This is a genomic window from Sphingobium sp. KCTC 72723, from assembly GCF_014280435.1.
Lineage (GTDB): Bacteria > Pseudomonadota > Alphaproteobacteria > Sphingomonadales > Sphingomonadaceae > Sphingobium.
Genome location: NZ_CP060388.1, coordinates 3,395,590 through 3,421,177, shown reverse-complemented (window position 1 = coordinate 3,421,177; position 25,588 = coordinate 3,395,590). Strand labels below are relative to the sequence as shown.

The 25,588-nt window shown below is 60.4% G+C and carries 21 protein-coding genes and 5 pseudogenes; 10 read left to right on the top strand and 16 right to left on the bottom strand.

The genetic code is table 11. The features are described 5' to 3' along the window. Positions 1–382: 382 nt before the first annotated feature. The 3 genes from istB to SPBM01_RS16540 all read right to left on the bottom strand — a co-directional run bounded on the left by istB (position 383) and on the right by SPBM01_RS16540 (position 3,720). Positions 383–1,120 (bottom strand): IS21-like element helper ATPase IstB, encoded by a 738-nt coding sequence (gene istB, locus SPBM01_RS16550; RefSeq protein WP_188062685.1) that lies wholly within the window; start codon positions 1,118–1,120, stop codon positions 383–385. Positions 1,121–1,131: 11 nt separating this feature from the next. Then, entirely contained in the window at positions 1,132–2,661 is a 1,530-nt protein-coding gene (gene istA / locus SPBM01_RS16545; RefSeq protein WP_188062684.1) for an IS21 family transposase, read from the bottom strand. Between the two features lie 273 nt (positions 2,662–2,934). Further along, positions 2,935–3,720 (bottom strand): metallophosphoesterase family protein, encoded by a 786-nt coding sequence (locus SPBM01_RS16540; protein WP_188062683.1) that lies wholly within the window; start codon positions 3,718–3,720, stop codon positions 2,935–2,937. A 200-nt stretch (positions 3,721–3,920) separates the two neighbouring features. Between SPBM01_RS16540 and SPBM01_RS16535 the strand changes: the two are divergent. Beyond that, a pseudogene (locus tag SPBM01_RS16535) lies at positions 3,921–4,451 on the top strand (IS5 family transposase); the annotation flags it as partial. A 210-nt stretch (positions 4,452–4,661) separates the two neighbouring features. On the opposite strand, the gene SPBM01_RS16530 reads toward SPBM01_RS16535, so the two are convergent. The 3 genes and pseudogenes from SPBM01_RS16530 to SPBM01_RS16520 form a co-directional block, all read right to left on the bottom strand. After that, positions 4,662–5,861 (bottom strand): IS256 family transposase, encoded by a 1,200-nt coding sequence (locus SPBM01_RS16530; protein WP_037542386.1) that lies wholly within the window; start codon positions 5,859–5,861, stop codon positions 4,662–4,664. A 268-nt stretch (positions 5,862–6,129) separates the two neighbouring features. Beyond that, positions 6,130–6,363 (bottom strand): annotated as a pseudogene (locus SPBM01_RS22210) (transposase); the annotation flags it as partial. Positions 6,364–6,513: 150 nt separating this feature from the next. Further along, on the bottom strand, positions 6,514–7,455 hold the full coding sequence (locus SPBM01_RS16520) for a transposase (RefSeq protein ID WP_262504230.1): 942 nt from the start codon (positions 7,453–7,455) through the stop codon (positions 6,514–6,516). Between the two features lie 82 nt (positions 7,456–7,537). Here SPBM01_RS16520 and SPBM01_RS16515 point away from each other — a divergent pair. Continuing rightward, positions 7,538–7,759: pseudogene (locus tag SPBM01_RS16515) on the top strand (IS5/IS1182 family transposase); the annotation flags it as partial. A gap of 362 nt (positions 7,760–8,121) precedes the next feature. Here the strand turns inward: SPBM01_RS16515 and SPBM01_RS16510 are convergent. From SPBM01_RS16510 to SPBM01_RS22200, 3 genes are all read right to left on the bottom strand, one after another. Continuing rightward, the gene (locus tag SPBM01_RS16510; RefSeq protein ID WP_188062682.1) at positions 8,122–8,331 is read right to left on the bottom strand and encodes a hypothetical protein; all 210 of its coding nucleotides are present in this window, start codon (positions 8,329–8,331) and stop codon (positions 8,122–8,124) included. 112 nt (positions 8,332–8,443) lie between these two features. Next, a complete protein-coding gene (locus tag SPBM01_RS22205; RefSeq protein ID WP_410483006.1) occupies positions 8,444–8,878 on the bottom strand; it encodes a hypothetical protein in 435 nt (144 codons plus the stop codon). After that, positions 8,823–9,113: a hypothetical protein gene (locus SPBM01_RS22200; protein ID WP_410483061.1), complete on the bottom strand. Its 291-nt coding sequence runs from the start codon at positions 9,111–9,113 to the stop codon at positions 8,823–8,825. Before SPBM01_RS22200 ends, SPBM01_RS22205 begins: the two co-directional genes overlap by 56 nt. A 60-nt stretch (positions 9,114–9,173) precedes the next feature. Here SPBM01_RS22200 and SPBM01_RS16500 point away from each other — a divergent pair. Further along, a pseudogene (locus SPBM01_RS16500) lies at positions 9,174–9,650 on the top strand (transposase); the annotation flags it as partial. 35 nt (positions 9,651–9,685) lie between these two features. Here SPBM01_RS16500 and tnpC read toward each other — a convergent pair. Continuing rightward, complete coding sequence (tnpC, locus tag SPBM01_RS16495; RefSeq protein ID WP_188062681.1) at positions 9,686–11,041, bottom strand: IS66 family transposase; 1,356 nt, start codon at positions 11,039–11,041, stop codon at positions 9,686–9,688. A gap of 158 nt (positions 11,042–11,199) precedes the next feature. Here tnpC and SPBM01_RS16490 point away from each other — a divergent pair, with 158 nt between their 5' ends. The 3 genes and pseudogenes from SPBM01_RS16490 to SPBM01_RS16480 all read left to right on the top strand — a co-directional run bounded on the left by SPBM01_RS16490 (position 11,200) and on the right by SPBM01_RS16480 (position 14,211). After that, positions 11,200–12,216, top strand: a complete 1,017-nt coding sequence (locus tag SPBM01_RS16490) for an IS110 family transposase (RefSeq protein WP_188065783.1) — start codon at positions 11,200–11,202, stop codon at positions 12,214–12,216. Positions 12,217–12,492: 276 nt separating this feature from the next. Next, positions 12,493–12,750: pseudogene (locus SPBM01_RS16485) on the top strand (transposase); the annotation flags it as partial. A gap of 297 nt (positions 12,751–13,047) precedes the next feature. Further along, the gene (locus SPBM01_RS16480; RefSeq protein ID WP_188062680.1) at positions 13,048–14,211 is read left to right on the top strand and encodes a nucleotide sugar dehydrogenase; all 1,164 of its coding nucleotides are present in this window, start codon (positions 13,048–13,050) and stop codon (positions 14,209–14,211) included. A gap of 61 nt (positions 14,212–14,272) precedes the next feature. On the opposite strand, the gene rsgA is transcribed toward SPBM01_RS16480, so the two are convergent. Together rsgA and SPBM01_RS16470 are read right to left on the bottom strand one after the other, a co-directional pair. Further along, the gene (gene rsgA, locus SPBM01_RS16475; RefSeq protein ID WP_262504229.1) at positions 14,273–15,301 is read right to left on the bottom strand and encodes a ribosome small subunit-dependent GTPase A; all 1,029 of its coding nucleotides are present in this window, start codon (positions 15,299–15,301) and stop codon (positions 14,273–14,275) included. Positions 15,302–15,436: 135 nt separating this feature from the next. Further along, on the bottom strand, positions 15,437–17,809 hold the full coding sequence (locus SPBM01_RS16470) for a glycoside hydrolase family 2 TIM barrel-domain containing protein (protein ID WP_188062678.1): 2,373 nt from the start codon (positions 17,807–17,809) through the stop codon (positions 15,437–15,439). Between the two features lie 189 nt (positions 17,810–17,998). Between SPBM01_RS16470 and SPBM01_RS16465 the strand changes: the two genes are divergently transcribed. The 4 genes from SPBM01_RS16465 (at position 17,999) to SPBM01_RS16450 (ending at position 22,259) form a co-directional block, all read left to right on the top strand. Beyond that, on the top strand, positions 17,999–20,152 hold the full coding sequence (locus tag SPBM01_RS16465; RefSeq protein WP_188062677.1) for an alpha/beta hydrolase family protein: 2,154 nt from the start codon (positions 17,999–18,001) through the stop codon (positions 20,150–20,152). A gap of 69 nt (positions 20,153–20,221) precedes the next feature. Then, positions 20,222–20,611, top strand: a complete 390-nt coding sequence (locus tag SPBM01_RS16460) for a PRC-barrel domain-containing protein (protein ID WP_188062676.1) — start codon at positions 20,222–20,224, stop codon at positions 20,609–20,611. A 187-nt stretch (positions 20,612–20,798) separates the two neighbouring features. Next, positions 20,799–21,059, top strand: a complete 261-nt coding sequence (locus SPBM01_RS16455; protein WP_188062675.1) for a hypothetical protein — start codon at positions 20,799–20,801, stop codon at positions 21,057–21,059. 120 nt (positions 21,060–21,179) lie between these two features. After that, positions 21,180–22,259, top strand: a complete 1,080-nt coding sequence (locus SPBM01_RS16450) for an NAD(P)/FAD-dependent oxidoreductase (RefSeq protein WP_316724392.1) — start codon at positions 21,180–21,182, stop codon at positions 22,257–22,259. 17 nt (positions 22,260–22,276) lie between these two features. On the opposite strand, the gene SPBM01_RS16445 is transcribed toward SPBM01_RS16450, so the two are convergent. The 4 genes from SPBM01_RS16445 to SPBM01_RS16430 form a co-directional block, all read right to left on the bottom strand. Then, positions 22,277–22,987 (bottom strand): SDR family NAD(P)-dependent oxidoreductase, encoded by a 711-nt coding sequence (locus SPBM01_RS16445; protein ID WP_188062674.1) that lies wholly within the window; start codon positions 22,985–22,987, stop codon positions 22,277–22,279. Continuing rightward, on the bottom strand, positions 22,984–23,148 hold the full coding sequence (locus SPBM01_RS16440; RefSeq protein ID WP_188062673.1) for a DUF2256 domain-containing protein: 165 nt from the start codon (positions 23,146–23,148) through the stop codon (positions 22,984–22,986). Before SPBM01_RS16440 ends, SPBM01_RS16445 begins: the two co-directional genes overlap by 4 nt. Continuing rightward, the gene (locus SPBM01_RS16435; protein WP_188062672.1) at positions 23,145–24,692 is read right to left on the bottom strand and encodes a cryptochrome/photolyase family protein; all 1,548 of its coding nucleotides are present in this window, start codon (positions 24,690–24,692) and stop codon (positions 23,145–23,147) included. The genes SPBM01_RS16440 and SPBM01_RS16435 overlap by 4 nt, the downstream gene beginning before the upstream one ends. An 81-nt stretch (positions 24,693–24,773) precedes the next feature. Further along, positions 24,774–25,577 (bottom strand): ABC transporter ATP-binding protein, encoded by an 804-nt coding sequence (locus SPBM01_RS16430; RefSeq protein ID WP_188062671.1) that lies wholly within the window; start codon positions 25,575–25,577, stop codon positions 24,774–24,776. Positions 25,578–25,588: the final 11 nt, after the last annotated feature.

The following is a 25,588-nucleotide window of genomic DNA, read 5'->3' as shown; positions in this document are numbered from 1 at the left end:
CACTGTGTTTCATAAGCGACGATAGTATCGCAAATCTGCGTCTGTTTCCCTGCCCATCGCCGTTCTTGATAAGTGGCGTTGTGGGAGAACCATTCTGAACAAGACGTGTCTGCATGCATGAACTCATGACCTAAGTGCCTGGCGTGCGCAAGGATGTGGGCAATCAGTTTTCTCGCCAAATGCTGACGAGCATCGCAACACTGCATTTCACATGCCATACTGACAGCATTGTGTTGCAAATCTGCTAATGACCCGGACCTGCGGATTCCGATGATCCCGCGCAGGGATTCCGAGGCGAAGCCGCGCAGCATTCCGACCTGATCTCGCGCACTTTGTCAGAGCCGTAAACGACGTATTTTATTTTCACGGTATCGGGGTTTGGTCAAGCCAGCTTTGGTTGTGGGCGCCTCTGGGATTCGCCTTCGAGAGTGATGCGGTGCGCGTTGTGAACAAGGCGGTCCAGGATCGCGTCCGCGTAGGTGTTGTCCCCGATCAGGGCATGCCAACTGGCTATAGGAAGTTGGCTGGTTACCAGAGTTGATCGGTTGCCATAACGATCCTCGAGGATTTCGAGCAGATGGTGGCGGGCATTGGCGTTGAGCGGTTCAAGTCCCCAGTCATCCAGGATGAGCAGGTCAACGCGCGCAAGACTTTTCAAGCGTGCCGCGATCCGTCCATCGCCGCGCGCGACGCTCAGCTCGTCAAGCAGCTTGCCGAGCCGAACATACAGGACAGACATGTTGTCTCGGCACGCCTTGTGGCCAATGGCGCAGGACAACCAGCTTTTTCCGGTGCCCGTCGGGCCTGTAATGACCAGATTGTCGTGGCCATTGATCCAGTCGCCCTTGAGAAGCGTCTCCATGAACCGGCGATCGAGTCCGCGCGATGTGCGGTAATCAATATCTTCGGGAACGGCGCGATGACGCAGTTTTGCATGGCGTAGTCGCATGGCCATGCGTTTGTCCTGCCGCCAGCTGAGTTCATGGTCGAGGATCACCCCAAGCCACTCTGCGTGGCTGAGCGTTGCCGCGTCGGGATTTTCCGCCATCGTACCGAACGCCTTGGCCATGCCATGGAGCCCGAGGTGGTTGAGTTGATCGAGTGTGGGATGTGTCAGCATCGATATGTCCTTCAATGATAGTAGCTCGAGCCCCGGATATTGCCGTGCTCGATTGGCTGATGGTCGCCGGGCGCCGGCGACAGCGGTTGCCCCTCAAGACCTTTTTCAAGGATGGACTTGAGCGAGGGGAAGTTGCGCGACCCGATCTCGAGGGCGCGCTGCGCTGCTGCCTCAAGCCGTGCGGCGCCAAAGCGCTTCTCAAGCCCAAGGATGCCCTTGCACGAGCGGAAGCCCTGTTCGGGGTGGGGGCGATCCTCCAGGATCTTTTCGCACAGCAGCTGTGCACAAGGTCCGATGCGGGCACTCTCGGCGAGGATTTTCTCCAGCGTCCAGTCAGCATAACGGCGGTGCGCGGAAGCCATATGATCAGGCACCGTCGTATGCCGGCCATTGCCGCTGCCACGCATGTGGGCCGCGATACGCTCGCCGTTGAGGAAGATCTCAACCGTGCGTGCCGTCAGGCGCGCTTCAACGGGTTTACGCGCGAACCGGTGCGGCACCGAGTAAAAATGATGCTCAACTTCAACATGATAGTCGATGCCGACACGCCGCGCGCGCCATTCAGCAAAGACATACGGCTCGGCGGGCAACGGTGTGAGAAGCGGCGCATCGAGCGCTTCGAACAGTTGCCGCCGCGTCTGGCCAAAATGGCGCAGAACCCGCTCGTCATTGAGCCGTGCAATCAGCAACGCAATCGCCGCATTTAACTCGGCAAGGCTATAGAAGATCACATTGCGCAACCGGCCAAACAGCCATCGTTCGACGATGCCTACGCACGCTTCCACCTTCGCTTTATCACGCGGCCGACGCGGTCGCGTTGGGAGGCAGGCGGCACCGTAATGACGCGCCAGATCCGCATAGCTGCGGTTGACCTGCGGATCATAAAGGCATGCCTTGATTACCGCGACCTTGGCGTTATCGGGCACCAGCAAACGCGGCGCACCGCCAAACGCTGCAAAGGCTCGGACATGCGCATCGGTCCAGTCCGCCAGCGTCTCGCTCCACGTAGCACACGCAAACGACAGGCTGGACGCCCCCATCACCGCGACGAAGATATGCGCCTCACGGGTCTCGCCCGTTAGACGATCGACGACCACCGGCTGCTTGTCGCCGGCATAATCAACGAACACCTTGTCCCCAGCCTGATGCGTCTGGCGCATCGTGACCGGCAGCCGCCCCTCCCACCCACGATATAAATCGCAAAAGCGGCTGTATCGATAGCCCTTGGGATGAGCTTCGATATATTCTTCCCACAAAGTCTGAAGCGTCACGTATTTGCGCTTCAGTTCGCGGTGCACCATTGCCCAGTCCGGTTCGGGCAGCTTGCGCTGACCTGGCTTGCGCCCCGCCAGGCCGTATAACTTGTGCTCCAGCTCGGCGTTGCTCAGCTCCGCGGCCACCGGCCATGTCAGGCCAGCACTCTCGAACCGCTTCACCATGTCCCGCATCGTAGATTCCGCGATGCCCGCGAGCCGGGCCGTCGCCCGCATTCCAAGCCCCGCCTCGCGGTGGAGCCTCATCAGTTCGCGCACCTGGCGCATATCCATTCTCCTCGTCGGCATCGGCGTCTCCTTCCGCAGAAGAAAACACCACTCATCGACAAGGCTCTGACAATCCCTACCTGCGCGGCATCAGCTCGGAATGCTGCGCGGATATTAATCGGAACGCTGCGCGGACTTTAATCGGAACACTGCGCGGCATCACGTCGGAATACTGCGCGCGATGAGCCCGGAATCCGCACGGACCCATGCGGTGTGGTGCCGGCAACAGAAAAATACCTTATGATCGCCGGCCAGTCGGCGTTTCACCCAGCGTTAATGGGCGCTGGGACCGTCCGGACCGGTAGGGACGTTTAGGGTAGCCTGAAAAATGGCAGCTTCGCGGTCTTCCAGCCTTACCGCACTCAATACGGACGTTTCATAGGCGCCGGTGTCCACCCCTATTCTATTTGCCAAAATCTCGACCTTGTCGCTGGCCCATGTATGCCCATGCACGATGAGCTTATCAAACCCGCCTTTCCAATCGAGAAATTCCTCCCGTATCCAAAGCAGGTCGTCACGCTTCTGCGCGTCAAGCGGAATGCGTGGCTTGACGCCCGCATGCATAATAGCAACGCCCCCTATGGTCACGATCAGCTCCAGGGTGCGAAGCAGGTGCAAATGCGAGGCGGGGAGACAATCGAGAAATTCGTTTCGGGATCGTACTATCTCAACGCGGCCGCCGCCCGGCGCAGGTGGACGAACGCCGTAGGACGTTAGCGTTTCGATCCCCCCATAGCGCAGCCAGGATGGCGCGTTATCCGGGTCGTCCAGAAAGTCCAGCAGGGCCGCTTCATGATTTCCCATCAGGAAATGCGTTTCGAAGCAAATATCCCGTTGCAGCCACAGAAGAGCGGCCAGCACCTTCGAGGCATCCGGGCCGCGATCGACGTAATCGCCGCAAAAGACCAGAATGGGACGCCTGCCTGAACGGCATGCATGAGCATCGTCGACAATCTGACGAAGGAGTTCCAAAAGCAGATCGTAGCGGCCGTGAATATCTCCGATACAGTATATGAGCGCGCCGTCTACGGTTGCCTGGATGCTGTGAAGAGGCCGCACGGGAAAACTATCGCCTTTCGCTCTGGCATTCCAATTAAGGAACGCCTTCCTTGTTGCTGATTATCCCCTCCACTATAATCACGTTACGTTAAGATGTTGTAATCACGCTGCCTTCGTCGATAGCTTATATGCGGTAATGAACAGCATTCCGCGACCAATCGCAAGAGATGATTAGCGATGGGCAGGGGTATGATGCGGCCGAGTCTCGGGAAGCTTCTCCCAGCGCGGGTGTCATCGATAGCCAAAGTGTGAAAACGACAGAAAGTGGCGACCCACGGGGCTTTGACGCGGGCAAGAAGATCAAGGGTCGCAAACGGCACATCGTCACAGACACGCAGGGCCTGCTGGTCGGTGCCATCGTTCACACCGCCGATATCCAGGATCGCGACGGTGCGCCTGACGTCCTTGCCAGCATCCGCCAAACCTTCCCGTGGTTGCGTCACGTCTTCGCCGATGGGGGATATGCCGGGGACAAACTGCGCACCGCGCTCACCAAAATCGGCACATGGACCTTGGACATAATTAAGCGCTCCGACGCCGCCAAGGGCTTCAAGCTTCTGCCACGCCGCTGGGTAGTCGAGCGGACAATCGCATGGCTGAACCGCAACCGCCGCCTCGCCAAGGACTTCGAGCGAACCATCGAAAGCGCCACCACCTGGCTTTTCATCGCATCCGTCAACCAAATTACCCGCAGAATCGCACGCGACTGTAATCAAACCGCTTCTTTATGAGTCAGCCTCTGATCTCGACTTTGTATAATCAGGTAGCAAAGTATAGTGCCTGAGCCATGCGCTTTAGGCGGGTCGTGGGAATATAGTGCGGTTCTGGTTGCGGCGGGGAGTGTTGATTAATATCGCCGACCCAGAGTTGGAGGCGGACGGCTGATCGTGTCCCGCGGGATGGTGTAACAGCGGGTATCCTCGGTAGAGGATCGGACTGGATCAGGCTGCCACGCCGGGCAAACTGATGAGGGGATTGTCGCTGACGGTGGCGAGACTTTCAAGTGTCATATATCGGCGAGCCACGGCCCATTCGTCCTGCTGTTCGAGCATGAGGGCTCCGACGAGGCGTACAATGGCCGCGTCATTGGGAAAGATGCCGACAACGTCGGATCTTCGTTTGATCTCTCCGTTGAGACGTTCCAGGGGATTTGTGCTGGAAATCTGCGGCCAATGTTCTTTCGGGAAGGCTGTGTAGGCGAGGACGTCTTCGCGGGAGCCATCCATCATCTCAGCAAGTTTGGGAGCGCGATCACGCAGGGCATCGGCGACTGTTTGCCATTGCTTATGAGCCTCCTGAGCAGTTTCCTGCGCGAAAATTGTCTTGATCATGGCGGTGACGGCGGCACGCTGCTTAGTGGAAACATGGGCGAGCGCATTGCGCATCCAATGAATCCGACAGCGTTGCTGGGTTGCGTGGAAGACCTTGCTGGCAGCGGCGCGTAGGCCCTTGTGATCGTCTGCAATGACAAGTTTGACGCCCCTGAGCCCGCGATCGGCAAGAGAGCGCAAGAAGCCCTTCCAGAAGGTTTCGGCCTCGGTTGGCCCGGTGTCGACGCCCAGTATCTCGCGGCGGCCATCGTTGCTGACACCGACAGCTATTATCGTCGCGGTCGACACAATCCGGCCACCCTGGCGCGATTTGATGTAGGTCGCATCGAGCCACAGATAAGGGAATTCGCCCTCGATTGGCCTGTTGAGGAAAGCGTTAACCCGTTCGTCGATCTCTTGGATCAGTCGGCTGACGGCGCTCTTGGAGATGCCCGTAGCGCCCATGGCCTTCACGAGATTATCGACCGATCGCGTCGAAATGCCCTGGACATAGGCTTCCTGTATCACCGCCGTCAGGGCCTTCTCGGCAGTCCGGCGGGGTTCAAGGAAGGATGGGAAATACGATCCCTTGCGTAGCCGCGGGATCTCCAGTTCGATGTGGCCGGCCCTGGTCTCCCAGGAACGCTCTCGATAGCCGTTGCGCTGGACCTGTCGCCCGGCAGGGTCGCGAGCGCCATGCGCGGCACCAGTCAGCACCTGCACTTCAGCTTCCATCATTCGCTCAGCGGCAAATGCCAACATCTCGCGAACGAGATCTGCATCAGCGCCCTTTTCAACCAGCTCGATAAGGGCCATTCTGTCTGTGGTCATCGTCGTCTCCGATAGGTTCATTGGTTTCGCAACCCGAACTCTACCGAAGATTGGCGATGGCCGCCTAGACAGAAGCCATGCCACCGTTGGGGCATGAAGCTCCGGTCGCTACGCTCCCTCCGCTTCACGCCCCAACGGTGACGCTGTTACACCACGTAACGGGACACGGCCGGACGGCTCCGATGGCGTCACTGAATGTCAGGCTGGTTTTTCGATACCAGGCGGCGGAATAAGGGGTGCTTTTAGTGGCCAACAGATCGCAGGCCCATAGAAACCGCGTCCAACTCAGCCGGTCCCGGATCATATACTCCATTCGGGCATCAGACAGATTATGCTGGGCCTGCAAAATCAGAATCTTGAACATCGCGACAGGGTCAAACGGCGGACGGCCGCCCTTGCTGCCATCGCCATAACCCAGTCCCTCGACTAGCCAGACCCGAAAATACTCAAAATCCACTGCCCGTTCCAGAACCTCAAGCGGATCGCCATGCCGACTCAGCATCTCAAGATGGTCATTCAGGCTGGAACAGAGACTTGGGGTCCATGGCAGATCGCCTCCAATGGCTACCCAATCAATGAATCACGAATGCCCCAAATCCGCCAGAGTTTTTGCGGGTGTCCAGCTACAAACAAGAGCGCAAGGACATGGCCATCAGAACGGGACTGGCAAAGAAACCCGATAGTACAGATGTTGCAATCGCGTCGATGGATGACGATCGGAACAACGGTTGCCACGGGGTTTCTTGCGATGGATGCGGCTGACCCGGCTCTGCCGCTTGAGCCATGCCTCGTTGGCCTGGCTGCGATAGGCCGTGTCGGCCCACACATCCGACGCGGTGTTGTCGTTGGTAACGACATCCCGAAGCATCCGACCGTCGAAGCGCGCGCCATCGGTCACCTTGCATTTGCGGATGAAGCCGAAGGCCCGACAGATCGAAATGCTGCTTTTATATCCGAAGCTGGGGATGGCAATGTCGATGCCGGGCTTGCCGTTCGCCAAGGGCTTGGCCTTTGCGAACTTGAGCGTCCAGCGCGCGTCTATGTCCTTCTGCGCTGCCCTGGCGGGCTCGTCGGGCCATATCTCGCTGGCCGTTTTGCCTGCTTTGATCGCGTCCTTCTCAGGCACAGTGTTGCGCTGTTTGGGCGCGGCCACCAGCGTGGCATCGACGATTTGGCCACCGATGGCGAGATAGCCGCGTTCCTTTAGCTGGCGGTCAAAATCGGCGAACACCGCGTCCAGCGCACCGGCCTCGGTCAGCTTCTCGCGAAACAGCCGGATCGTGTTGGCATCGGGCGTCGGTGCGCCAAGATCGAAGCCGAGGAAGCGCAACCAACTCAGCCGGTCACGGATTAGATATTCCATACGCGCATCGGCAACATTGTTCTGCGCCGCCAGCACCAGCACCTTGAGCATCGCAACCCGATCATAGGGCGGGCGGCCACCCTTGGCCCCGTCACCATAAACCAGCGCTGCAACCAAAACCGGGCGGAATGCCTCGAAGTCGATGATCCGGCTCAGTTCCTCCAGCGGATCGCCGTGCGAAGACAACCGCTTCAGATGTTCCGACAATCCAAACAATCCCGTCTGACGCATCGCCGCCTCCTGTCATACCGAGTGAATCAAACCAGGCCGATATTGTCGAGGGTTATTGGAGGTGCCCAGCTGATCGGTCCTCCCGATCAGGAAGCCGATGCCTGAGCGCACCGCCAGGGCCAACGCCGCCAAATCGAAAGTTCGCGCCCGCGTCGAGCACGTCTTCGCCAAGCAGAAAGAGCAGATGGGGTTGTTGATCCGCACCATCGGCATCAAGCGCGCCGAGGCCAAGATCACCCTCGCCAACCGCGCCTACAACATGCACCGCCTAGTCTTCCACGAACGACGGGCAGCGATGGGATAGCTGCGCCCAGAATCCAGGAGAAGGACTGAAAACTGGCGGAATGGATCCCTGCGCGGCTCGTAATCACGCCAAATTCGACGCCGCACGCATAAGCGCGCTCAGATTATCGGGTTGATGGAGGTGCCCAGGGGGTATGGGGCATTGATATCGTCCGGATATAGGAATCGCGTTGCGCCTGGGACTTCAGCCCAGCACACCCTGGATCTCCAGTGGCGCGGGATCTTCTGAAGGACCGTGCAATCGCGGTGCCTCCTTGCAGGTCTCGGTTTGAGGCAGCACGCCGTCTCCCTTGTTGCCAAACATGACTCGCGATTTCGCAGGCTCCGAAAGGCGAGATGTCTGCGCCTTGAACGGTCAATCGCCTAGCGATACAGCAGCATCAGGTAGAGCAGGGCACTTGCCGCTAGAGACAGCATCGCAACCATCTGAAGTATCGATCTTTTCGGCGGGTCGCCTTTAAGCATTACCGGCTTGATCTTTGGTCCAGGAGGACGGTCCCCCGGAGGTGGATCGCAACTCTCGTGCATGGAGCGGAAGATTTTAGAAAGGTCTGTGTCCACGTCTTTCATCATTGTTCGATCCTTGACCATCTATAAGATTGCCTGCGGACCCAAGGCTCAGCTAGCCTGCTGATCGACAAGCTCTACTATCTACCCGACACAGGGGTACTTGGGGCTTCTCGCTTCATGTTATCACATCAGGATGCTGTCTGCCGGTGAGATGTTTGATCTGGGATAGATGTAGTATGCCTTCAAAATGATGCTGCAATGCTTCGTCACGTTCAAAGTCCAACGTCCATTCAGGCGGCTCGAAGCGCTCGACATATATTCTTATGTTAGCGCCTTGGGTACCCGTCCCCGACAAACGCACGACAACTCTCGAACCGTCATAAAAGATAAGACGTAATCCTTGGTTGGCTGTCACAGTATTGTCGGTCGGGTCGAGATACTGGAAGTTATCGGCCGTCGTTATTCGATGCGGGCCAAAGACGGTGCCGCCAACCATCGGCAGCTTTGCCTCCAACAATGCCATAAGTGTGGCGGCGGGCTCGGCAGCAACATTCTCATAATCGTAACGCGCATAGTAATTGCGGCCGAACTGCTTCCAATGTCCGGTCACGATATCCTGAACGCTCTACTTGCGAACAGCCAGAATGTTCAACCACATCAGGACGGCCCACAGCCCATCTTTCTCTGGAACGTGATCGGATCCGGTTCCGGCACTTTCTCCGCATATATATGGTAACATATCCCGCGTCGAGCAGGTTTCCGAAAAATTTCCACCCAGTGGGCGTTTCGAACATCCTGACGCCCAATGCGTGCGCCACTTTATCGGCTGCCTGACTTGTCGGCATCGAGCGGGCGATTCCGGCCAGGCCGCGTGCATACCCTGGAACAAGATGCGCATTGGCGCAGCTGCCGGCCACATCCGGCGCTTGGTTCGTCATTTGCGCCGCCATTGGCCCGAAACCCACATTACCATCCGTGGCGATGGGCACTATGGGTGGCCCGAGGTCATGTCCTTCTGCGAGGCGGCCCGCGTCGATTACGTGTTCGGCCTGCCAACCAACACCGCGCTGCTTGCCGATCCAGTCATCGTCGCTTCTGCCGATGCCTGTGCGGTCAAGCGGGCTCAGCTCCAATACCCCGTCCTCCGCAACTATGCCGAGACCCGTTACGGCGCGAAGAGCTGGAAGTGCCAGCGTCGCGTCGTCGCCCGGATCGAGGCCAGCACGCTGGGCTTGGACATCCGCTATGTCGTCACTTCGGTGACCCAAGGTTCGGCCGAGCGCATCTACGATACGCTCTACTGCGATCGGGGCCAGGCCGAAAACCTGATCAAGCGCCACAACAGCCAACTCGCCAGTGATCGCACCTCATGCCGCTCTGCCGTAATTGCTCACGGGGTCGGCAATTGGTGGGCTGATCAGGCGACCACGAATCTGCCGTCGACGAGTTCGCGGATGGCTACGAGGGCCGATTTTCCGCTGAGACGAGCGGTTCCGGTGACGGATCGATATCCAGCGTGGATCTGGGCGCCCCAGTCGGAGCGGAAGCCGTTGGTGACCTTGCGGAACACGACCGAGGGGCGGATCTCGCGCTCTGATATGTTGTTGGTCGCAGGGACGTCGCGGTTGGTGAGGAAGACGAAGAACTTGCCCCGCCAGGCCTTGATTTGTTTGAGCAGAACGCGTCCCGCCGGGTGCGCGACAGGCATCTGTACCAGGCGGGTCAGCAGATTGTCGGCCTTCGCGGCGTAGGCGGCCAGCGTCGTGTCCTTCAGGCTGCTTCGTCGCTTGCCGATCCGGATCGCCCAGCGCAGGTGGTCGCGGACTTTGGGAGCGAAGGCGGTATCCCCGCAGTCGATGGCATACTGAACATCGCGCAGGACATGCGCGAGGCAGACCTGATGCTCCTTGCCCAGTTCCTGCTGTCCAGCGTAGCGATCGGAGACCCACACATCAGGTTGGTGGCCGCCCAACACCTCCTCAGCAACACTGCGCGCCCGGCGCGGGGCGATCTTGTGCAGAACCGCGTCTTTCGAGAGGAAGACCCATTGCCAATGGGCAATGCCGTTGGTGCGCGTGGACGTCTCATCGGACGCGATAATCTTTGCCGTGAGCAACTTGTCGGTGATCGCCTTCGTGGCTGCTGTCATTCCGGCCTCCATACGCCTGAACGCGTTGGCGATCGCCCCTTGGGAGATCGTGAGGCCAAACAGCTCCGCAGCAATGCGCGAAAGTCGCTCGAAGCTGACATGGTGGCTGTGATGCAGATAGGCCAGCAGCGAGCGGATGCCGGGGCCAAACGGCGTGCCCGGCTCCATGCCCGCCGGTGCTGCGGCACGGTAGCGACGGCCACATCCCCCGCAGCGCGCACCAAACAATTCGATGCGGGTCACAATCGGACGGATCGGCGGCAGGTCGATATGATCGTAGCGGTGGCGGCAATGCTGGGCCTGCGAGGATATATCGGTCCCGCAATGGCAGCAGCTTGCCGCCATGATGCGTTCGGTTTTGTCCGGCGTCTCGGTCAATGGGCGGTGCTTGCCTTCGCGCGGCGGGCGCTTGCCAGCCTTGGGCTTACCGCCTTTGCCACCGCGCTTGCCAAAGTCGTCCTTCGATGGCGGAATATGCGAATTCCTGGATGTCTTGCGCGGCGTGCCGACCAGGGATTCCAACTCAGAAATCCGCGCTACCAGTCGCTCGATCATCTCGTGCTGCGCGAGCAGCAACTCGTTCTTCTCGGCTTCGGTCAGCACATGAAGCGGCGGCGGTGACATCCGTAGGGTGAATCAGCCAATCGACCTCCGCGCAACACTTTTCTGCCAACCCCGTGAGATGGGGTGGTTGCCGCCCTCCCAGACGGCATCGCGATGTGCCAAAATAGTGGTGTTGAGGCCACTGAGCGGAAAGGACGGCAACCGTGACGATAGATACAATGATTGGGGTAGACCTGGCAAAGACTGTTTTCCAGGTGCACGGCGCTTCGATGACGGGTCAGCCAAAGTTTCGCAAAAAGCTGTCGCGACAGAACTTCCCGAAGTTCATGGCTGATCAGCCCCCGGCAGTGGTCGTGATGGAGGCGTGTGGTAGCGCGCATCACTGGGCCCGAGAAATGATCCGGCTTGGTCACGAGGTAAGGCTGATCGCGCCGCACTATGTGAAACCGTTCGTCAAACGTCAGAAGAACGATGAGGCCGATGCGGAAGCTATCGTGATCGCGGCGCAGCGGCCTGAAATGCGCTTTGTCGAACCTAAGTCGGCATCTCAGCAGAGCACCGCAATTTTGTATCGATCACGGCAAAGACTGGTTCGGCAGCGCACAGAGATAGTCAACGCTCTTCGAGCCTGCCTATATGAATATGGCCACATCGTGCCACTGGGGATTCAAAATATTGGTCGGATCCGCGAGATCCTTGAAGAGAAAAACAGCGACTTGCCTCTCCTGATGCGTGAGGAATGTCTTGAGATGCTTGAACAGATCGCCGACCAGACAACGCGCATTGCAGCCCGGACAACAAAAATCAAGGAACTGGCCGCCACGCAGGAGACCTCTCGTCGTCTGCAGACGGTGCCTGGAGTTGGGCCGTTGACTGCCATGGCAGTCCAAGCCTTCGCACCAACGATGGACAGCTTCCGCAACGGACGTGATTTCGCAGCCTGGCTCGGCCTCGTTCCACGTCAGTTCTCCTCGGGTGGCAAGGAGCGGCTTGGGCGTATTACGAAGGCAGGCCAGGCAGACATTCGTCAAATGCTGATTATTGGAGCGATGTCGCGCCTGAACTGGATGGGGCGTAAATCAATCCCGGACGGCTCGTGGCTCGCAGGCATGTTGGGGCGCAAGCCCAGAATGCTCGTGGCGATCGCCCTGGCCAACAAAATGGCCCGGCAAATCTGGGCCATGCTGACCAGAAACGAAAATTATCGGAATCCGACGCTGGCAGGGGTTGCATAATACCACGGCAGCTCACGCCACGCGGATAAATGGGAGTGTAAGAAGGCGACGACCCGAATGGGCAAAATGATCGAACAGATCTGGATCAGGAAAACCAGCTAATTGCTCCGAGCCTCGAGCTCTCCCGTGAGTTTTGGACCTGGTCCGCGGATCACCATACCGGCCAGCGGCTTCTGAAATGCCGCAATCAAAGGCCTTACAGAAGACCGCACTCGATCACTGCACAAGAACGTCAAAACCCTCTTGCATCACGGGCGGCAACCACAGAAGCAATTACGCTCTGCCAACGCCAATCAGATGCGCCTCATTCTGCACACCGCAGCCTACTGGCTGATGTGGCGCATCCAACAGGAAATCCCCAAGGCAGCCGCGCTCGCACTCGCCGAGTTTGCAACGCTGCGTCTGAGGCTGCTCAAGGTCGCCGCCCGCGGCATTGAGAGCGCCTCGCGCATCCGCGTTGCCTTCGCATCAGGCTGCCCGGATGTCGGTGTGTTCAAAGCCATCGCCGCCAACCTCCGGTCAGCGCCGACATAGAAAGCGCGGCAGTGCCGCTAAAAGCCCGAACCCTCGTCCCCCAACCTTGAAAAGCCCCTTGCTCCCGTCATGGTGAAAAAGACCAGCGGACGCGCTCGTCCAGACTTAGCGGCCAACAACGAACCCAGCCCACAAAACCTCGGAGCGGCGGTCTCATGGCACGGGTTAAAGATGCTGTGACTATCCCACCTTGGAGCAGGCTTGCGCTTTTCTGGTGCGGCGCAACATATTAGCCATTGATTTCTATCCACGCGGAGGCAAGTGTCTGCGCGATATTTTCTAAGAGGTCAGTGGCGCATGAAAATCGTAGTTTTCGGGCTTGGTTATGTGGGTCTTGCCAACGCCGTGCTGCTAGCACAGCATAATGAGGTGATCGGGATCGACATCACGCAAGATCGCGTCGACATGCTCAATGCCCGCCAGTCGCCCATCGTCGACAAGGAAATTCAGGATTTCCTGGACAATGAAGTTCTCAACCTGACGGCTACGACTGACCCGGAAGCTGTGCGCGGGGCCGATTATGTTATCGCGGCGACCCCTACCAACTATGATGTAGAATCCAACAAGTTCGATACTTCGTCGGTTGAAGCCGTCATCAGGACATGCGCGACCTTTGCTCCGAACGCGACGATCGTGGTTAAATCCACTGTCCCGGTTGGTTTCGTCAATGACGTGCGGGCGCGCCTGAACACCCAGCAGGTGATCTTCAGCCCCGAATTCCTGCGCGAAGGCCGCGCGCTGCACGACAATCTCTACCCCTCGCGCATCATCGTGGGTGAACGATCCGACCGGGCGCGCATATTTGCGGACCTGCTGGTTCAGGGCGCGCGTGACAAGGATGTAGCAGTCTTGTTCACCGAGGCGCAGGAGGCCGAAGCGATAAAATTGTTCGCTAACACCTATCTCGCCATGCGGGTGGCCTTTTTCAACGAACTGGACAGCTATGCTATCTCAGGGGACATGGATACGCGCCAGATCATTGACGGGGTCAGTCTGGACCCACGCATCGGCACGCATTATAATAATCCCAGTTTCGGCTATGGCGGTTATTGCCTGCCCAAGGATACCAAGCAGCTGCTCGCCAACTATGCGCAGGTGCCGCAGAACCTGATCCACGCGATCGTCGAGGCGAATCGGACGCGCAAGGATTTTCTTGCAGACCAGATCATAGCTCGTAACCCCAAAACCGTTGGCGTATTTCGCCTGGTGATGAAGGCAGGGTCCGACAATTTTCGGCAATCGTCCATTCAGGGCATTATGAAGCGGATCAAGGCCAAGGGTATTTCCGTCGTCATCTATGAACCGTCCATGCCGGACGATCATTTTTTCGGATCGCCTGTGGTTCGTGATCTCGATCAGTTCCGGGAGATGTCGGATATCATTGTGGCAAACCGCATGACGTCGGAAATCGAATCCGTAAGGGAAAAGGTTTTCAGCCGCGACCTTTTCGGTTCGGACTGAGGAAACCGTATCTTGGGATCGTAAGGCTGGACCGCAAGTCCGACATTACGGTCCCGAATCCTTATTTTCGCTTGCCGCCGGCCGGCCCGCCGAGGCGGTCGAGTGCACGCCGCTCGGCCGGACTGGCACTATTATAGGCTTCTTCCGCGACCAGCTTGCGCCAGCGATCCACGCGATCGGGCGCAATCTTTCCATTCTGAACCGCCAGCCGAACAGCGCAGCCGGGTTCGACCTGATGGCTGCAATTGGTAAACCGGCATTGCGCCGCTGTGGTGACGATATCGTCGAACACCAGCGCAAGGCCCGCTGCCGCATCGGTCAGTTGCAATTCGCGCATCCCCGGCGTGTCGAGCAGCCACCCCCCCTGATCCAGTCTATGCATTTCGCGCATCGTCGTGGTGTGTCGCCCGGTATCGTCGCCCTGACGCACGGCCTGCGTCGCCAGACTGTCGGAACCGCGCAATGTGTTGATCAGCGTCGATTTGCCGACCCCGGACGATCCGAGCAGAGCGACCGTTTCGCCTTTCCCGCACCAGGCGGCCAGGCGCACGGCGCTTTGGGGATCGCGCCCATTTACGGTTTCGACCAGCAGCCCCGGCTGCAACGCCTGCGCTGCCTCTACAAAAGTGGCGGGGGCATCGGTCAGGTCCGTCTTGGTCAGGACAATAATCGGGTGAACACCCACTTCACGCGCCAGCACCAGATAGCGTTCCAGCCGTGCCACACTGAAATCCTGATTGCATGACGCCACGATGAAAAGCGTGTCGACATTGGCGGCGATCAGCTGCGTCTTTTGCTCTCCACCCGACGCGCGCCGTTTAAACAGGCTGGCCCGTTCAAGGATACGCCGTGGCTTGAGCTTTTCCCGCTCGACCAATATCCAGTCGCCAACGGCGGGATGATCCTCCGCCGCGCCTGTATCAGGGAAATCGGGCGGGATATGCGCTGACCAGTCATCGCCCGCAACCAATATCTTGCGGCGTTGCACCGCCATGACACGCGCGGGATGACAGCCCTCATCATCATCGTCCGAAATCTGGGCGCTGAAAAATGGCCGCCAGCCCAGTTCAGCCAAGGTCTGTTTCATCATGTCCATCTATGTCCGCCGGGCATATGCCAAAAAACGCGATCGACCATTATGTCTCCGTCCGCTGGCGCTACGCGCGATGCGGCGCGCTGTCACGGTTCATATGATGCGCCGACGATTTTGCTTGTCCGCACGGTGTCAGGGCCGCGCCTCCATTACGGCCTTTCCGGGCGTCAGGCCGGGGCTGGAGATAGTGATCGTCACGCGGCCCTTGCCTTTGCCGCGCAGGAAAGCAACGGCCTTGCCATCGGCTGCGGGACGCGAAGGGAACGCAAAGGGCGTATGGTCGGTCACGCTGCCATTGTCGAACGCGGCCAGAGTAGCGGGGCCATCGACGCGCGCAGTCAGCAGCGGGGTGACGCCGGGGACCGCAACCCCCTTGCTGTCCACCACTTGCGCCCGCACCGCAACGACATCGTCAAAGCCGGATCCGATACGCGGACTTTCGGCCACCAGCCGGATCGCGGCCGGATCGCCAGCGGTGCGCATGATCTCCTCCGTAACGCGCTTGCCATCCTTCCACGCGACCGCGCGCAAGGTTCCGGTGGCAAAATCCACGTCCCATATGATGGCGCTGTCGTCGGCATTACGCGGCTTTGCGCCCAGCGACTTGCCATTGAGGAACAGTTCGACCCGGTCGGCATTGCTATAGGCTTCCACCTTTTCCCGGTGGGGCGTGCGATCCTGCGGCGACCAGTCGGCCAGCGCGCCCGGACCCTTGGGCTGCGGCAGGGCGATGCCGACCATCGTGGGCATCTCGCTGGTGTCGATGACGGGCGTGACCCGGCGGGCCAGTTTCACCATCGGCCTGTCCGCCCACCATCCCGCCCGTTCCCAACCGATCGGCTTCACCCCGTCGATCCGGTCGACCAGGCCGGACGGATTGCTGATCGCGGGCCAACCGGCGCGATCGGCCTCCCCCAGATAATCGACGCCCGTCCACAGGAACATGCCCGCATAGGCCGGGTTGTCGCGCACCACGATCCAACTGCTCCGGTTCTTGCTGTTTTCCGTGCCGATAATCTTGCGGCTGGGTTTGTCCGCCTTGGCCTTGGCCAGTTCGGTTTCGCGGTAATTCTGCCCCACGACATCCAGCAGGTCGGCGGTGCCGTTCACATAGTCGCCGGTCGTGTTGGGCCGAAACAGCGCCATGGTGACGGGCCGGGTCGGGTCTTCGGCATGGAAGATGGCTTTTAGCCGTTGGATCACCGATTGCGCCACCAGCGGATAGGGCGTGTCGTGGATTTCATTGCCGATCGACCAGATGACGACGCTGGGATGATTGCGGTCGCGCCGCACGAAATCGCGCGCGTCGATGGACGACCAGTCGGTAAAGTAGAGATGATAGTCCTGCGGATTCTTGGCCACCGTCCACATATCGAACGCTTCGTTCATGACGATCAGGCCAAGCCGGTCGCACAGGTCCAGAAATTCGGGCGAAAAGGGATGATGGGCGGTGCGCACCGCATTGACGCCCAGCGCCATCAATCCGCGCAGGCGGCGTTCATAGACAGCCAGCGGCACAGCCATGCCGAACGGCCCGCCATCGGCATGGATCGCCACGCCCTTCAGCTTGATATTGCGACCATTGAGCCAGAAGCCGCTATCCGCTTCGAACCGCGCGTCGCGGATGCCGAACGGGACGCTTTCCTCATACAGGATCGCGCCGTCCTTGCCCCGCACGTGCAGCACCGCCTTGTGCAGCGCCGGATCGCCCGTATCCCAGCGGCGTGGGTTGGCGATCGTGCCGCCAACCGACAGCGGGGTGGCCCGGCCCGTGGGCAGGGTGATGGCTTTCCCGGCAAAGGTCGCCAGCACCTTGCCATCTGGTCCTTCGATCGCGGCTTCCAGCATCGCGTCGATCGGCATCTTGCCGTCATTGCGGATGCTGCTGGCGATCGAGAGAGTCGCGGACTGCGCGTCCAGCCGGTCGACTCGCACCGTGCTGCTCCACGCCTCTGCATAGGTGTCGCCCAGGGTGAGCAGCCGGACATGGCGATAGATGCCGCCGCCCGCATACCATCGCGACGCAGGCTGCGCCGATGTGTCGGCCCGCACCGACAGGATGTTCGCTTGGCCCCCAGGGTTCAGGTGCGGGGTGATGTCATAGCGGAAGCTGGCATAGCCATTGGGCCGGTGGCCGACATGATGACCGTTGATCCACACGCCCGACCGTTCCATCACGCCGTCAAATTCCACGAAGATGCGCTTGCCCGTGCTGGCGGGGGGCAGAGTGAAGGCTTTGCGATACCAGGCGACTCCAGTGGGCAGGAACCCGCCAGACCCCGTTGCAGGCGAATATTCGTCGAACGGCCCGGCAATTGCCCAGTCATGGGGCAACGACACCGCCTGCCAGCCCGCGTCGGCAAAGGCTGTCTGCTCAGCACCGGCAATGTCGCCGGTGGTAAAGCGCCAGCCCGCATCGAAATTCTGCGTGCCTGCGGGCTGCGCACAGACGGGGAAGGCCGCCATCAGCGCCATTGCGCTGGCCATGATCCTGATCGCCCGCATCCTTTGTCTCCCTATATTGTTGGGCAACAAATTATAAGAATGTTCCGTTATGTAAAGCTATGTCCCTATAAGTGATACGATTTAGTCATTGCTATTGTTGTCCGACTGTAAAATATTTCGCGCGATCCGGGCTGACAATATCGCATCCGACCACTAGCATCGCGCCATGCATATGATCGGGGTGAAGCGATGAAGATGATTGCGCGTCTGCTGCTGTCCGCAGCGATGGTGGCGGGTTTGGGCGGCACGCCCGCTCTTGCCGAAACGAAGCAGATACTCACCCACGAAACGCTCTGGATGATGAAGCGGGTCGGCGCGCCGGTGGTCAGCCCGGACGGCCAGTGGGTGATTTATGCCCTCAACGAACCATCCTATGATAAGGACGGGTCCGTCATCGACCTGTGGATCGTCCCTGCGGACGGTTCTGTCGCGCCCCGCCGCCTGACCGCGAACAAGGCCGCCGAAAGCAGCCCCGCCTGGGCGCCCGACAGCCGCCGGATCGCCTTTTCCGCCAAGCGCGAAGGCGACGATGACGCGCAAATCTACGTCCTCGATCTGGCAGGCGGCGAAGCGCGCCGTGTCACTACCGTCCCGACCGGCGCGGCCAACCCGCAATGGCGGCCCGACGGGCAGGCGATCCTGTTCGAAAGTCAGGTCTACCCCGGCGCGATGGACGCCCCCGCCAACAAGAAAGCGGCCGAAGAACGCAAGAATCGCAAGTTCAACATGCGCGTCTATGATCATTTTCCGGTGCGCTACTGGAACGACTGGATCAACGATCGCCGCCCCAGCCTGTGGGTCCAACCACTGGCCGAGGGCGCGGCGGCACGGGACATATTGTCCCCCACCAAACTGGCGCAGGCCGAAGGATTCGGCGGCAATGCGCAGGGCGACGGCGGCACCACGCTGGCTCCCACATGGAGTCCAGACGGGCGCGAAATCCTCTTTACCGCCACGACGCAGCGCTGGAACGCGGCCCATGCGCGGGTCGATTATGGCCTCTACCGGATGCCTGCCGATGGTGGCGAACCCACGCTGGCGACCACGGTGCCGGGCGAATATGGCGACCTGAAATTCACGCCGGATGGCAAGAGCCTGATCTTCAAATTCAGCACGCAGGGGCAGGAAGTCTATGATCTTGCCCGGCTGCACCGCATCGACTGGCCAGCCGGTGGCACCGCCACTCTCTTGTCGGGCGACTTCGACCGCGAAGTGGATGGCTATGCCATCACCCCCGACAGCCGCACCCTCTATCTGACCGTGCCCGACGCGGGCATGGAAAATCTCTATCGCTTGGCCCTTGCCGGCGGCACGCCCCAACTTGTGATCGCGCCGAAAGTCGGCGGCTATACCGCCATCGACATTGCGTCGGACGCCAAATCCACCCGGATCATCGCCAGCTATGGCAGCGCGGTGAACCCGACCGAAATCGTCCTTATCGACCGGGTGGCCAAGCGCCACAGCAACCTGACCAGCGTCAACGTGGCGCAGGCCGCGATGATCGACTGGGCCAGCCCGGAACATTTCTGGTTCACATCATCCAAGGGTCGCCGCATCCATAATATGGTCGTGACGCCACCAGCCTTCGACCCGGCGAAGAAATATCCGCTGATGGTGCTGATGCACGGCGGCCCGGCTTCGTCCAACCCGGACCAGATCGGGCTGCGCTGGAACTATCATCTGCTCGCCAGCGCGGGCTATGTCGTTCTGCTGACCGACTATACTGGCTCGACCGGCTATGGCGAGGCTTTCTCCCGCGCGATCAAGCTCGATCCGCTGCTCGGCCCGGCCGAGGAAATCAATCAGGCCGTCGATGAAGCGGCCAAACGCTACACCTTCATCGACACGGCCAATGCCTGCGCAGGCGGGGCCAGCTATGGCGGACATCTGGCCAACTGGATGGAAGCGACCACTACCCGCTACAAATGTATCGTCAGCCATGCGGGCGAAGTCGATCTGCTGACCCAATGGGGAACCAGCGATTTCAACTATGGCCGCGAAGTCGCCAGCGGCGGCCCGCCCTGGGGCGATAGCAAGGTGTGGCGCGACCAAAGCCCGATCACCTATGCCGCCGACTGGAAGACGCCGATGCTGTTGACGGCGGGGGAGCGCGATTTCCGCGTGCCGATGTCCAACACGCTGGAAACCTGGTCCACGCTGCAACGGATGCAGGTGCCAAGCCGTATGCTGATCTTCCCCGATGCATGGCACTGGATCACCAAGCCGGAAGATAGCCGCCAATTCTATCGCGAAGTGCAGGGGTGGCTTGGCCATTATCTGAAAGGTGGTCCCGTAGTGAAGGGCGGGCCAATCGCCGCGCCGGAGGGTGCCAAGGCACCCTGACGTTTGGGGCAGGCGGGGGAACGATTATCCGGCAGGGCGGTTGGCTGATCAAACCATCAGGAGATCGCTATGTCTGACCCCCACGTCCCCGCTGCCGAAGTTGCGCCGACCAACCTGCTCCTTGCCTCCAACAAGGTGGACGGAACCAAAGTCGCCAGCCGGGATGGCGATTCCCTGGGGTCCGTCCACAGCTTCATGGTCAACAAGCGCAATGGTCAGGCAACCTATGCGGTGTTGAGCCTCGGTGGCTTTCTGGGCATGGGCAAAAGCTATTATCCGCTGCCGTTCGAACTTCTGTCCTACGATCATGTGGCCGACGGCTATATCGTGACCATCGACCGTCGGCTGCTGGAGGGCGGACCCAGCTGGTCCAACAATGCGCCAGACTTTAATCAGGCTTATGCCGACCGCGTGTCCAACTATTATGGCGTGGCTCCAGTCGACCTGTCATTGACCTGACGTGCGCAATTTTTCCCGAAATATGATGTTCAGCACCGATTAATCGTAAATTATTCAGGGTATATTCCGGTAATCATCGGGAAATGCCCTGATTTTCCGGTCTTTTCGCGAATTGGCACGGTCCCTGCAATGCCTTGGTCATGATCCACAACGGATCGCAACCAAACATTCAGGGAAGGCCAATATCATGAAGACCATCGCATTTGTCGCTGCCATCGCCGCCGCCACCGTCGCTGTTTCGGCCGCAAGCACCCCCGCTTTAGCGAAAGCCAAGGGCAGCTTCGGCGCAGCCAAAGTGACCTATGACAGCAAGACCGACCGCTATTGCTTCCGCGAAACGGTCACCGGCTCGCTGATCCCCGTCACGCAGTGCCGCTCGCGGTCGGAATGGGCGCAGACTGGCCTGACGATCACGCACAAATCGGCCGTTCAACTGGCCCAGCGTTGATTATCCTTCGTCGGGGGCGGGGCGAACGCCTCGCTTCCCCGGCCCGACATGCCCTGTTGGACATGTTGTGACTGCACCTGCGCCGACGCATGATCGCACATAACACCCCGATCAAGGGGGATGCGTCGCAGATCGAAGGGTGCCAATGACCATCAATCCATATCAGTGGCCCTCGCTCATCTTTGCTTTGGCGCGCTGATCGCCATGCGGGTAGCCATCATCGGCGCTGGCATCGCCGGCCTCTCCTGCGCCGACGCGCTGCGCGACGAAGGGCATGAAATCGCCCTGTTCGACAAGGGGCGCGGGCCAGGCGGTCGCATGTCCACCCGTCGCCTCGAAACGCCGCTCGGACCAGTCGCGTTCGATCATGGTGCAACCCATTTCACCGCCCGCAGCCCCGACTTTCAACAGAAAATGTCCGCATGGGAAGCCGACGGCATCGTCGCCCGCTGGCCCGCCGCCGGGCGCGATGCCTGGGTCGGCACGCCCGGCATGAATGGCCCGGTCAGGGCCATGGCGTCGCGTCATCACGTAACATGGAATTGCGTGGTGTCGGGCCTTACCAATGACGGCCATGGCTGGTGGTGCCTGAACGATGTCCAGTCCGTCGGCCCTTTCGACGCCGCCGTCATCGCCATTCCGGTCGAACAGGCGCTGCCCATCCTGTCGCTGCATGATTTTCAGATGGCCCGGCTGGCCATGACCGTGCGCTCGACGCCCTGCTGGACCGCGATGTTCGCATTTCCCGCGCCGATCGACAGTTTGCCCGACATCATCCGCCATACCGGCCCGATCGGCTGGGCCATCCGCAACAATGCGAAGCCCGGCCGTGACGGTCCCGAAGCCTGGGTCGTGCAAGCGAACGCCGACTGGTCGCAAGCGCATCTGGAGGAGGATCCTGCGACGATTGCCGACCTGCTTCTGGCTGCATTGATGGCACGGGCGGGGGGCAGGGTTGCGGCACCCGCCATAAGCACGGCGCATCGCTGGCGCTATTCCACGCCATCGGGCAGCTTCACCGACAGCTTATGGAATCCGACGCTGCAACTGGGCGTATGCGGCGACTGGCTGGCCCATGGCTATGTCGAACAGGCATGGCAGTCGGGCAAGGCATTGGCCGGGCGGATATTATCCAGCGGCCAGATATTACCCAGCGGACAGCCCCATGCCGCCGTTCAAGCCATAGCGCAGCGCGCCTGAGGCAGCCCACCAGTCCGTCAAAACGGCACGACCTTGCCATCCCAGTCATAGCAATGGCCCGTATCGGCGGGGCCAAGCCGCTCTATCACGCCCAGTAATTGCCGCGCGGCGCGATCGGCAGGAAACAGCGTGTCGGCCGCGACATTGCGCTGAAACGGTGCCGACAGGCCTGTGTCCACGGTCCCCGGATGCAGCGTCACCGCCACCGCGTCGGGATTGATCCGCCCCAGTTCGATCGCCACGTTGCGCATAATCATGTTGAGCGCGGCCTTCGACGCGCGATAGGCGTGCCATCCGCCCATGCGATTGTCGCCGATCGACCCGACCCGCGCCGATAATGCGGCAAAGACCATCCGGCCCTGACGCGGCGGGCGCATCAGCATATGCTTGGCGATCAGCGCCGGACCCATCGCATTGACCGCGAACAACCGGGCATAGGCGTCCGCGCTCTGGTCGCGCAGCGACTTTTCCGGGCGCAGGGCATCGCCATGGAGCAACCCGGTCGCCACGATGATCAGGCGCGGCGGGGCGTCGTCCATCGCGCGCGCGGCTGCCGCGATCGACACTTCATCGGTCAGGTCGAACGCAAAAGACGCGATCTTCTCGCCCCCCTGCGGCGCAATCCGCGCGCCCGCATGAACGACCGAAATGGCATCGCTGGCCGCCAGTTGCGCCACCAGCTGCGCGCCGATACCCCCGCTCGCGCCGAAAACGCACCCCACACTCATGCCTTCGCTCCCTTGCGCCGCAAATCGCCCTTGCATCGTTCCGAACAGGTCTTGACCTGATCCCAATCGCGCGCCCATTTCTTGCGCCAGGCAAAGGGACGCCCGCACGCTGCGCAGATTTTCTCCGGCAGGGTGGATTTGGTATAGCGCTTTTCCGTCATAGCGTGGCCAGAAATTGCGTGGCGGACGCGCTGATACGCGCCTGCTCATCCGCGCCGAACCTGTCCCATGTCGCCACCATCTGCGCCATGCGGGGATTGCGGCCGATCCGCTCGCGATGCCGCGCGATAAATGCCCAGTAAAGCGAATTGAACGGGCAGGCGTCCGGCCCGGTGCGCTGCTTCACGTCATAGGCGCAACTGCCGCAATAATCGGACATGCGGTTGATGTAAGCACCGCTCGCCGCATAGGGTTTGGACGCCAGCAGGCCGCCATCGGCAAACTGGCTCATCCCCACCGTATTTGGCAATTCCACCCACTCATACGCATCGGCATAGACGCTCAAATACCATAAATGCAGTTCATGCGGATCGACCCCGGCCAGCATCGCGAAATTGCCGGTTACCATCAACCGCTGGATATGATGGGCATAGGCCTGCTCCTTCGTCTGCGTCACTGCCGCCCGGACGCAGGCCATGTCGGTTTCCGCCGTCCAGTAGAAATCGGGCAGGGGGCGGTGATGGTCCAGCGCGTTGGAGCGCTCATAATCCGGCATTTTCAGCCAATAGATGCCGCGCACATATTCGCGCCAGCCGATGATCTGGCGAATGAAGCCCTCCGCGCTGTTCAATGGCACCTTGCCCGCCCGAAACGCCGCTTCCACCTGACGGCATATGGTTAGCGGGTCGAGCAGGCCGCAATTGAGATAATGCGACACCACGCCATGATAGAGGAATGCCGAGCCGCGCAGCATCGCATCCTGAAAATCGCCAAAGCGGGGCAGCGATTGTTCGACGAAAGCGGCAAAGGCGGCCTGCGCATCCGCGCGGGTGGTGGCAAACCAAAAGGGTTCAAGATCGCCGAAATGATTGCCGAACCGCTGCTCCACCAGCGCCAGCACGTCCCGCGTCACCTTGTCCGGCGCGAAAGTGGGCGGGCGCGGCATGAACAGGTCCGGAGCGGCAGGCTTGCGATTGTCCGCATCATAATTCCACTGGCCACCGACCGGCGCGTCGCCATCCATCAGCAGCCCGGTCTTGCGCCGCATCTCCCGATAGAAATATTCCATCCTCAACTGCTTGCGACCGCTCGCCCAATGCTGAAAATCGGGGATCGAACAGAGGAAGCGCGTGTCGGGCATTATGTCGACCGGCACGCCAAAGCGCTCCGCCCATCCCCGCACCATCTCCAGCACGCGCCACTCGCCCGGCTCGGTCAGGACGATCCGTTGCGGCTTCAGCGCCGCAACGTTCTGCGCGACTTGCTCGGTAAAACTGCCTTGATGCGCAGGATCGCCCAGCCGGACATAATCGACGCTCCACCCCAGTCCGCGCAGTTCATCGGCAAAATGCCGCATGGCCGAAAACAGGAAAGCGATCTTCTTCTTGTGATGCCGGACATAGCTGGCCTCGTCCTGCAATTCCGCCATCAACACCCGGTCGCGCGTCGGGTCACCCGCCGCCAGGCTGCTGATATCGGGCGTCAACTGATCGCCCGGCACCAATATCAGATTACGGATCGCAGGCAGGGTATCGGGGGACGACATCGCAACTCCTGGTGCGTCATCCCCCGCTCCTAAGCTATCGCAATAGCGGGTTTAAGCTGCCCGTTGGGACATGCCTGCCCTTCATGCCGCCTTGTCGGCCGGGTTGGTATAACGCTGGTGCAGGAAGTGCAGCACGGCCTGCCGCGCATGATTATAATCCGGCGTCTCCGCCGCCTCGATGCGGTTGCGCGGGCGCGGCAGCGTGACGGCCAGATCTTCGCCGATGGTCGCTGCGGGACCGTTGGTCATCATCACCACCCGGTCGGCCAGCAGCACGGCTTCATCGACATCATGGGTGATCATGACCACGGTGTTGTTCAACTTGGCCTGAATGTCCATCACCGCATCCTGCAAGCTGGCGCGGGTCAGTGCGTCCAATGCGCCAAATGGTTCGTCCATCAACAGCACGCGGGGCTGCATCGCGATCGCTCGCGCAATGCCGACGCGCTGCTTCATCCCGCCCGACAATTCGCCCGGCCGCTTGGTCGCGGCATGGCCCATATGGACCAGTTCCAGATTGTGCCGCACCCAGTCGCGCTTTTCCGCCTTGCTGGCCGCCTTCATCGTCTGGTCCACGGCCAGCCGGACATTTTCCTCGACCGTCAGCCAGGGCAGCAGGCTGTGATCCTGAAAAATGACGGCGCGGTCGGGACCGGGCTTGTCGATCACTTCCCCGTCCAGCAGCACGACGCCGCGTGTCGGCTTCGTCAGCCCGGCGATGATGTTGAGCAGCGTCGATTTGCCGCAGCCCGAATGACCGATCAGCGCAACGAACTGACCCTTTTCAATGGCGAGGTCGACATTTTGCAGCGCGGTGAACGGCCCCTTGCGGGTTGGAAAGGTGACGCCGATGCCTTCGAGCGAGAGATAAGCCTGATGCTTCATGATATGTCCTT

Bases quoted from the DNA above. Each gene is read 5' to 3' on its own strand.
- SPBM01_RS16530 (WP_037542386.1), bottom strand. From the start codon at position 5,861: ATGACCACAGACAGAATGGCCCTTATCGAGCTGGTTGAAAAGGGCGCT.
- SPBM01_RS16520 (WP_262504230.1), bottom strand. From the start codon at position 7,455: ATGCGTCAGACGGGATTGTTTGGATTGTCGGAACATCTGAAGCGGTTG.
- SPBM01_RS16465 (WP_188062677.1), top strand. From the start codon at position 17,999: ATGAAGATGATTGCGCGTCTGCTGCTGTCCGCAGCGATGGTGGCGGGT.
- istA (WP_188062684.1), bottom strand. From the start codon at position 2,661: ATGCGCCAGGTGCGCGAACTGATGAGGCTCCACCGCGAGGCGGGGCTT.
- SPBM01_RS16445 (WP_188062674.1), bottom strand. From the start codon at position 22,987: ATGAGTGTGGGGTGCGTTTTCGGCGCGAGCGGGGGTATCGGCGCGCAG.
- SPBM01_RS16450 (WP_316724392.1), top strand. From the start codon at position 21,180: ATGCGTCGCAGATCGAAGGGTGCCAATGACCATCAATCCATATCAGTG.
- tnpC (WP_188062681.1), bottom strand. From the start codon at position 11,041: ATGTCACCGCCGCCGCTTCATGTGCTGACCGAAGCCGAGAAGAACGAG.
- SPBM01_RS16435 (WP_188062672.1), bottom strand. From the start codon at position 24,692: ATGTCGTCCCCCGATACCCTGCCTGCGATCCGTAATCTGATATTGGTG.
- SPBM01_RS16455 (WP_188062675.1), top strand. From the start codon at position 20,799: ATGAAGACCATCGCATTTGTCGCTGCCATCGCCGCCGCCACCGTCGCT.
- SPBM01_RS16480 (WP_188062680.1), top strand. From the start codon at position 13,048: ATGAAAATCGTAGTTTTCGGGCTTGGTTATGTGGGTCTTGCCAACGCC.
- SPBM01_RS16460 (WP_188062676.1), top strand. From the start codon at position 20,222: ATGTCTGACCCCCACGTCCCCGCTGCCGAAGTTGCGCCGACCAACCTG.
- SPBM01_RS16490 (WP_188065783.1), top strand. From the start codon at position 11,200: ATGATTGGGGTAGACCTGGCAAAGACTGTTTTCCAGGTGCACGGCGCT.
- SPBM01_RS16470 (WP_188062678.1), bottom strand. From the start codon at position 17,809: ATGCGGGCGATCAGGATCATGGCCAGCGCAATGGCGCTGATGGCGGCC.
- SPBM01_RS16510 (WP_188062682.1), bottom strand. From the start codon at position 8,331: ATGATGAAAGACGTGGACACAGACCTTTCTAAAATCTTCCGCTCCATG.
- SPBM01_RS16430 (WP_188062671.1), bottom strand. From the start codon at position 25,577: ATGAAGCATCAGGCTTATCTCTCGCTCGAAGGCATCGGCGTCACCTTT.
- istB (WP_188062685.1), bottom strand. From the start codon at position 1,120: ATGCTGACACATCCCACACTCGATCAACTCAACCACCTCGGGCTCCAT.
- SPBM01_RS22200 (WP_410483061.1), bottom strand. From the start codon at position 9,113: ATGCCGACAAGTCAGGCAGCCGATAAAGTGGCGCACGCATTGGGCGTC.
- rsgA (WP_262504229.1), bottom strand. From the start codon at position 15,301: ATGATGAAACAGACCTTGGCTGAACTGGGCTGGCGGCCATTTTTCAGC.
- SPBM01_RS16440 (WP_188062673.1), bottom strand. From the start codon at position 23,148: ATGACGGAAAAGCGCTATACCAAATCCACCCTGCCGGAGAAAATCTGC.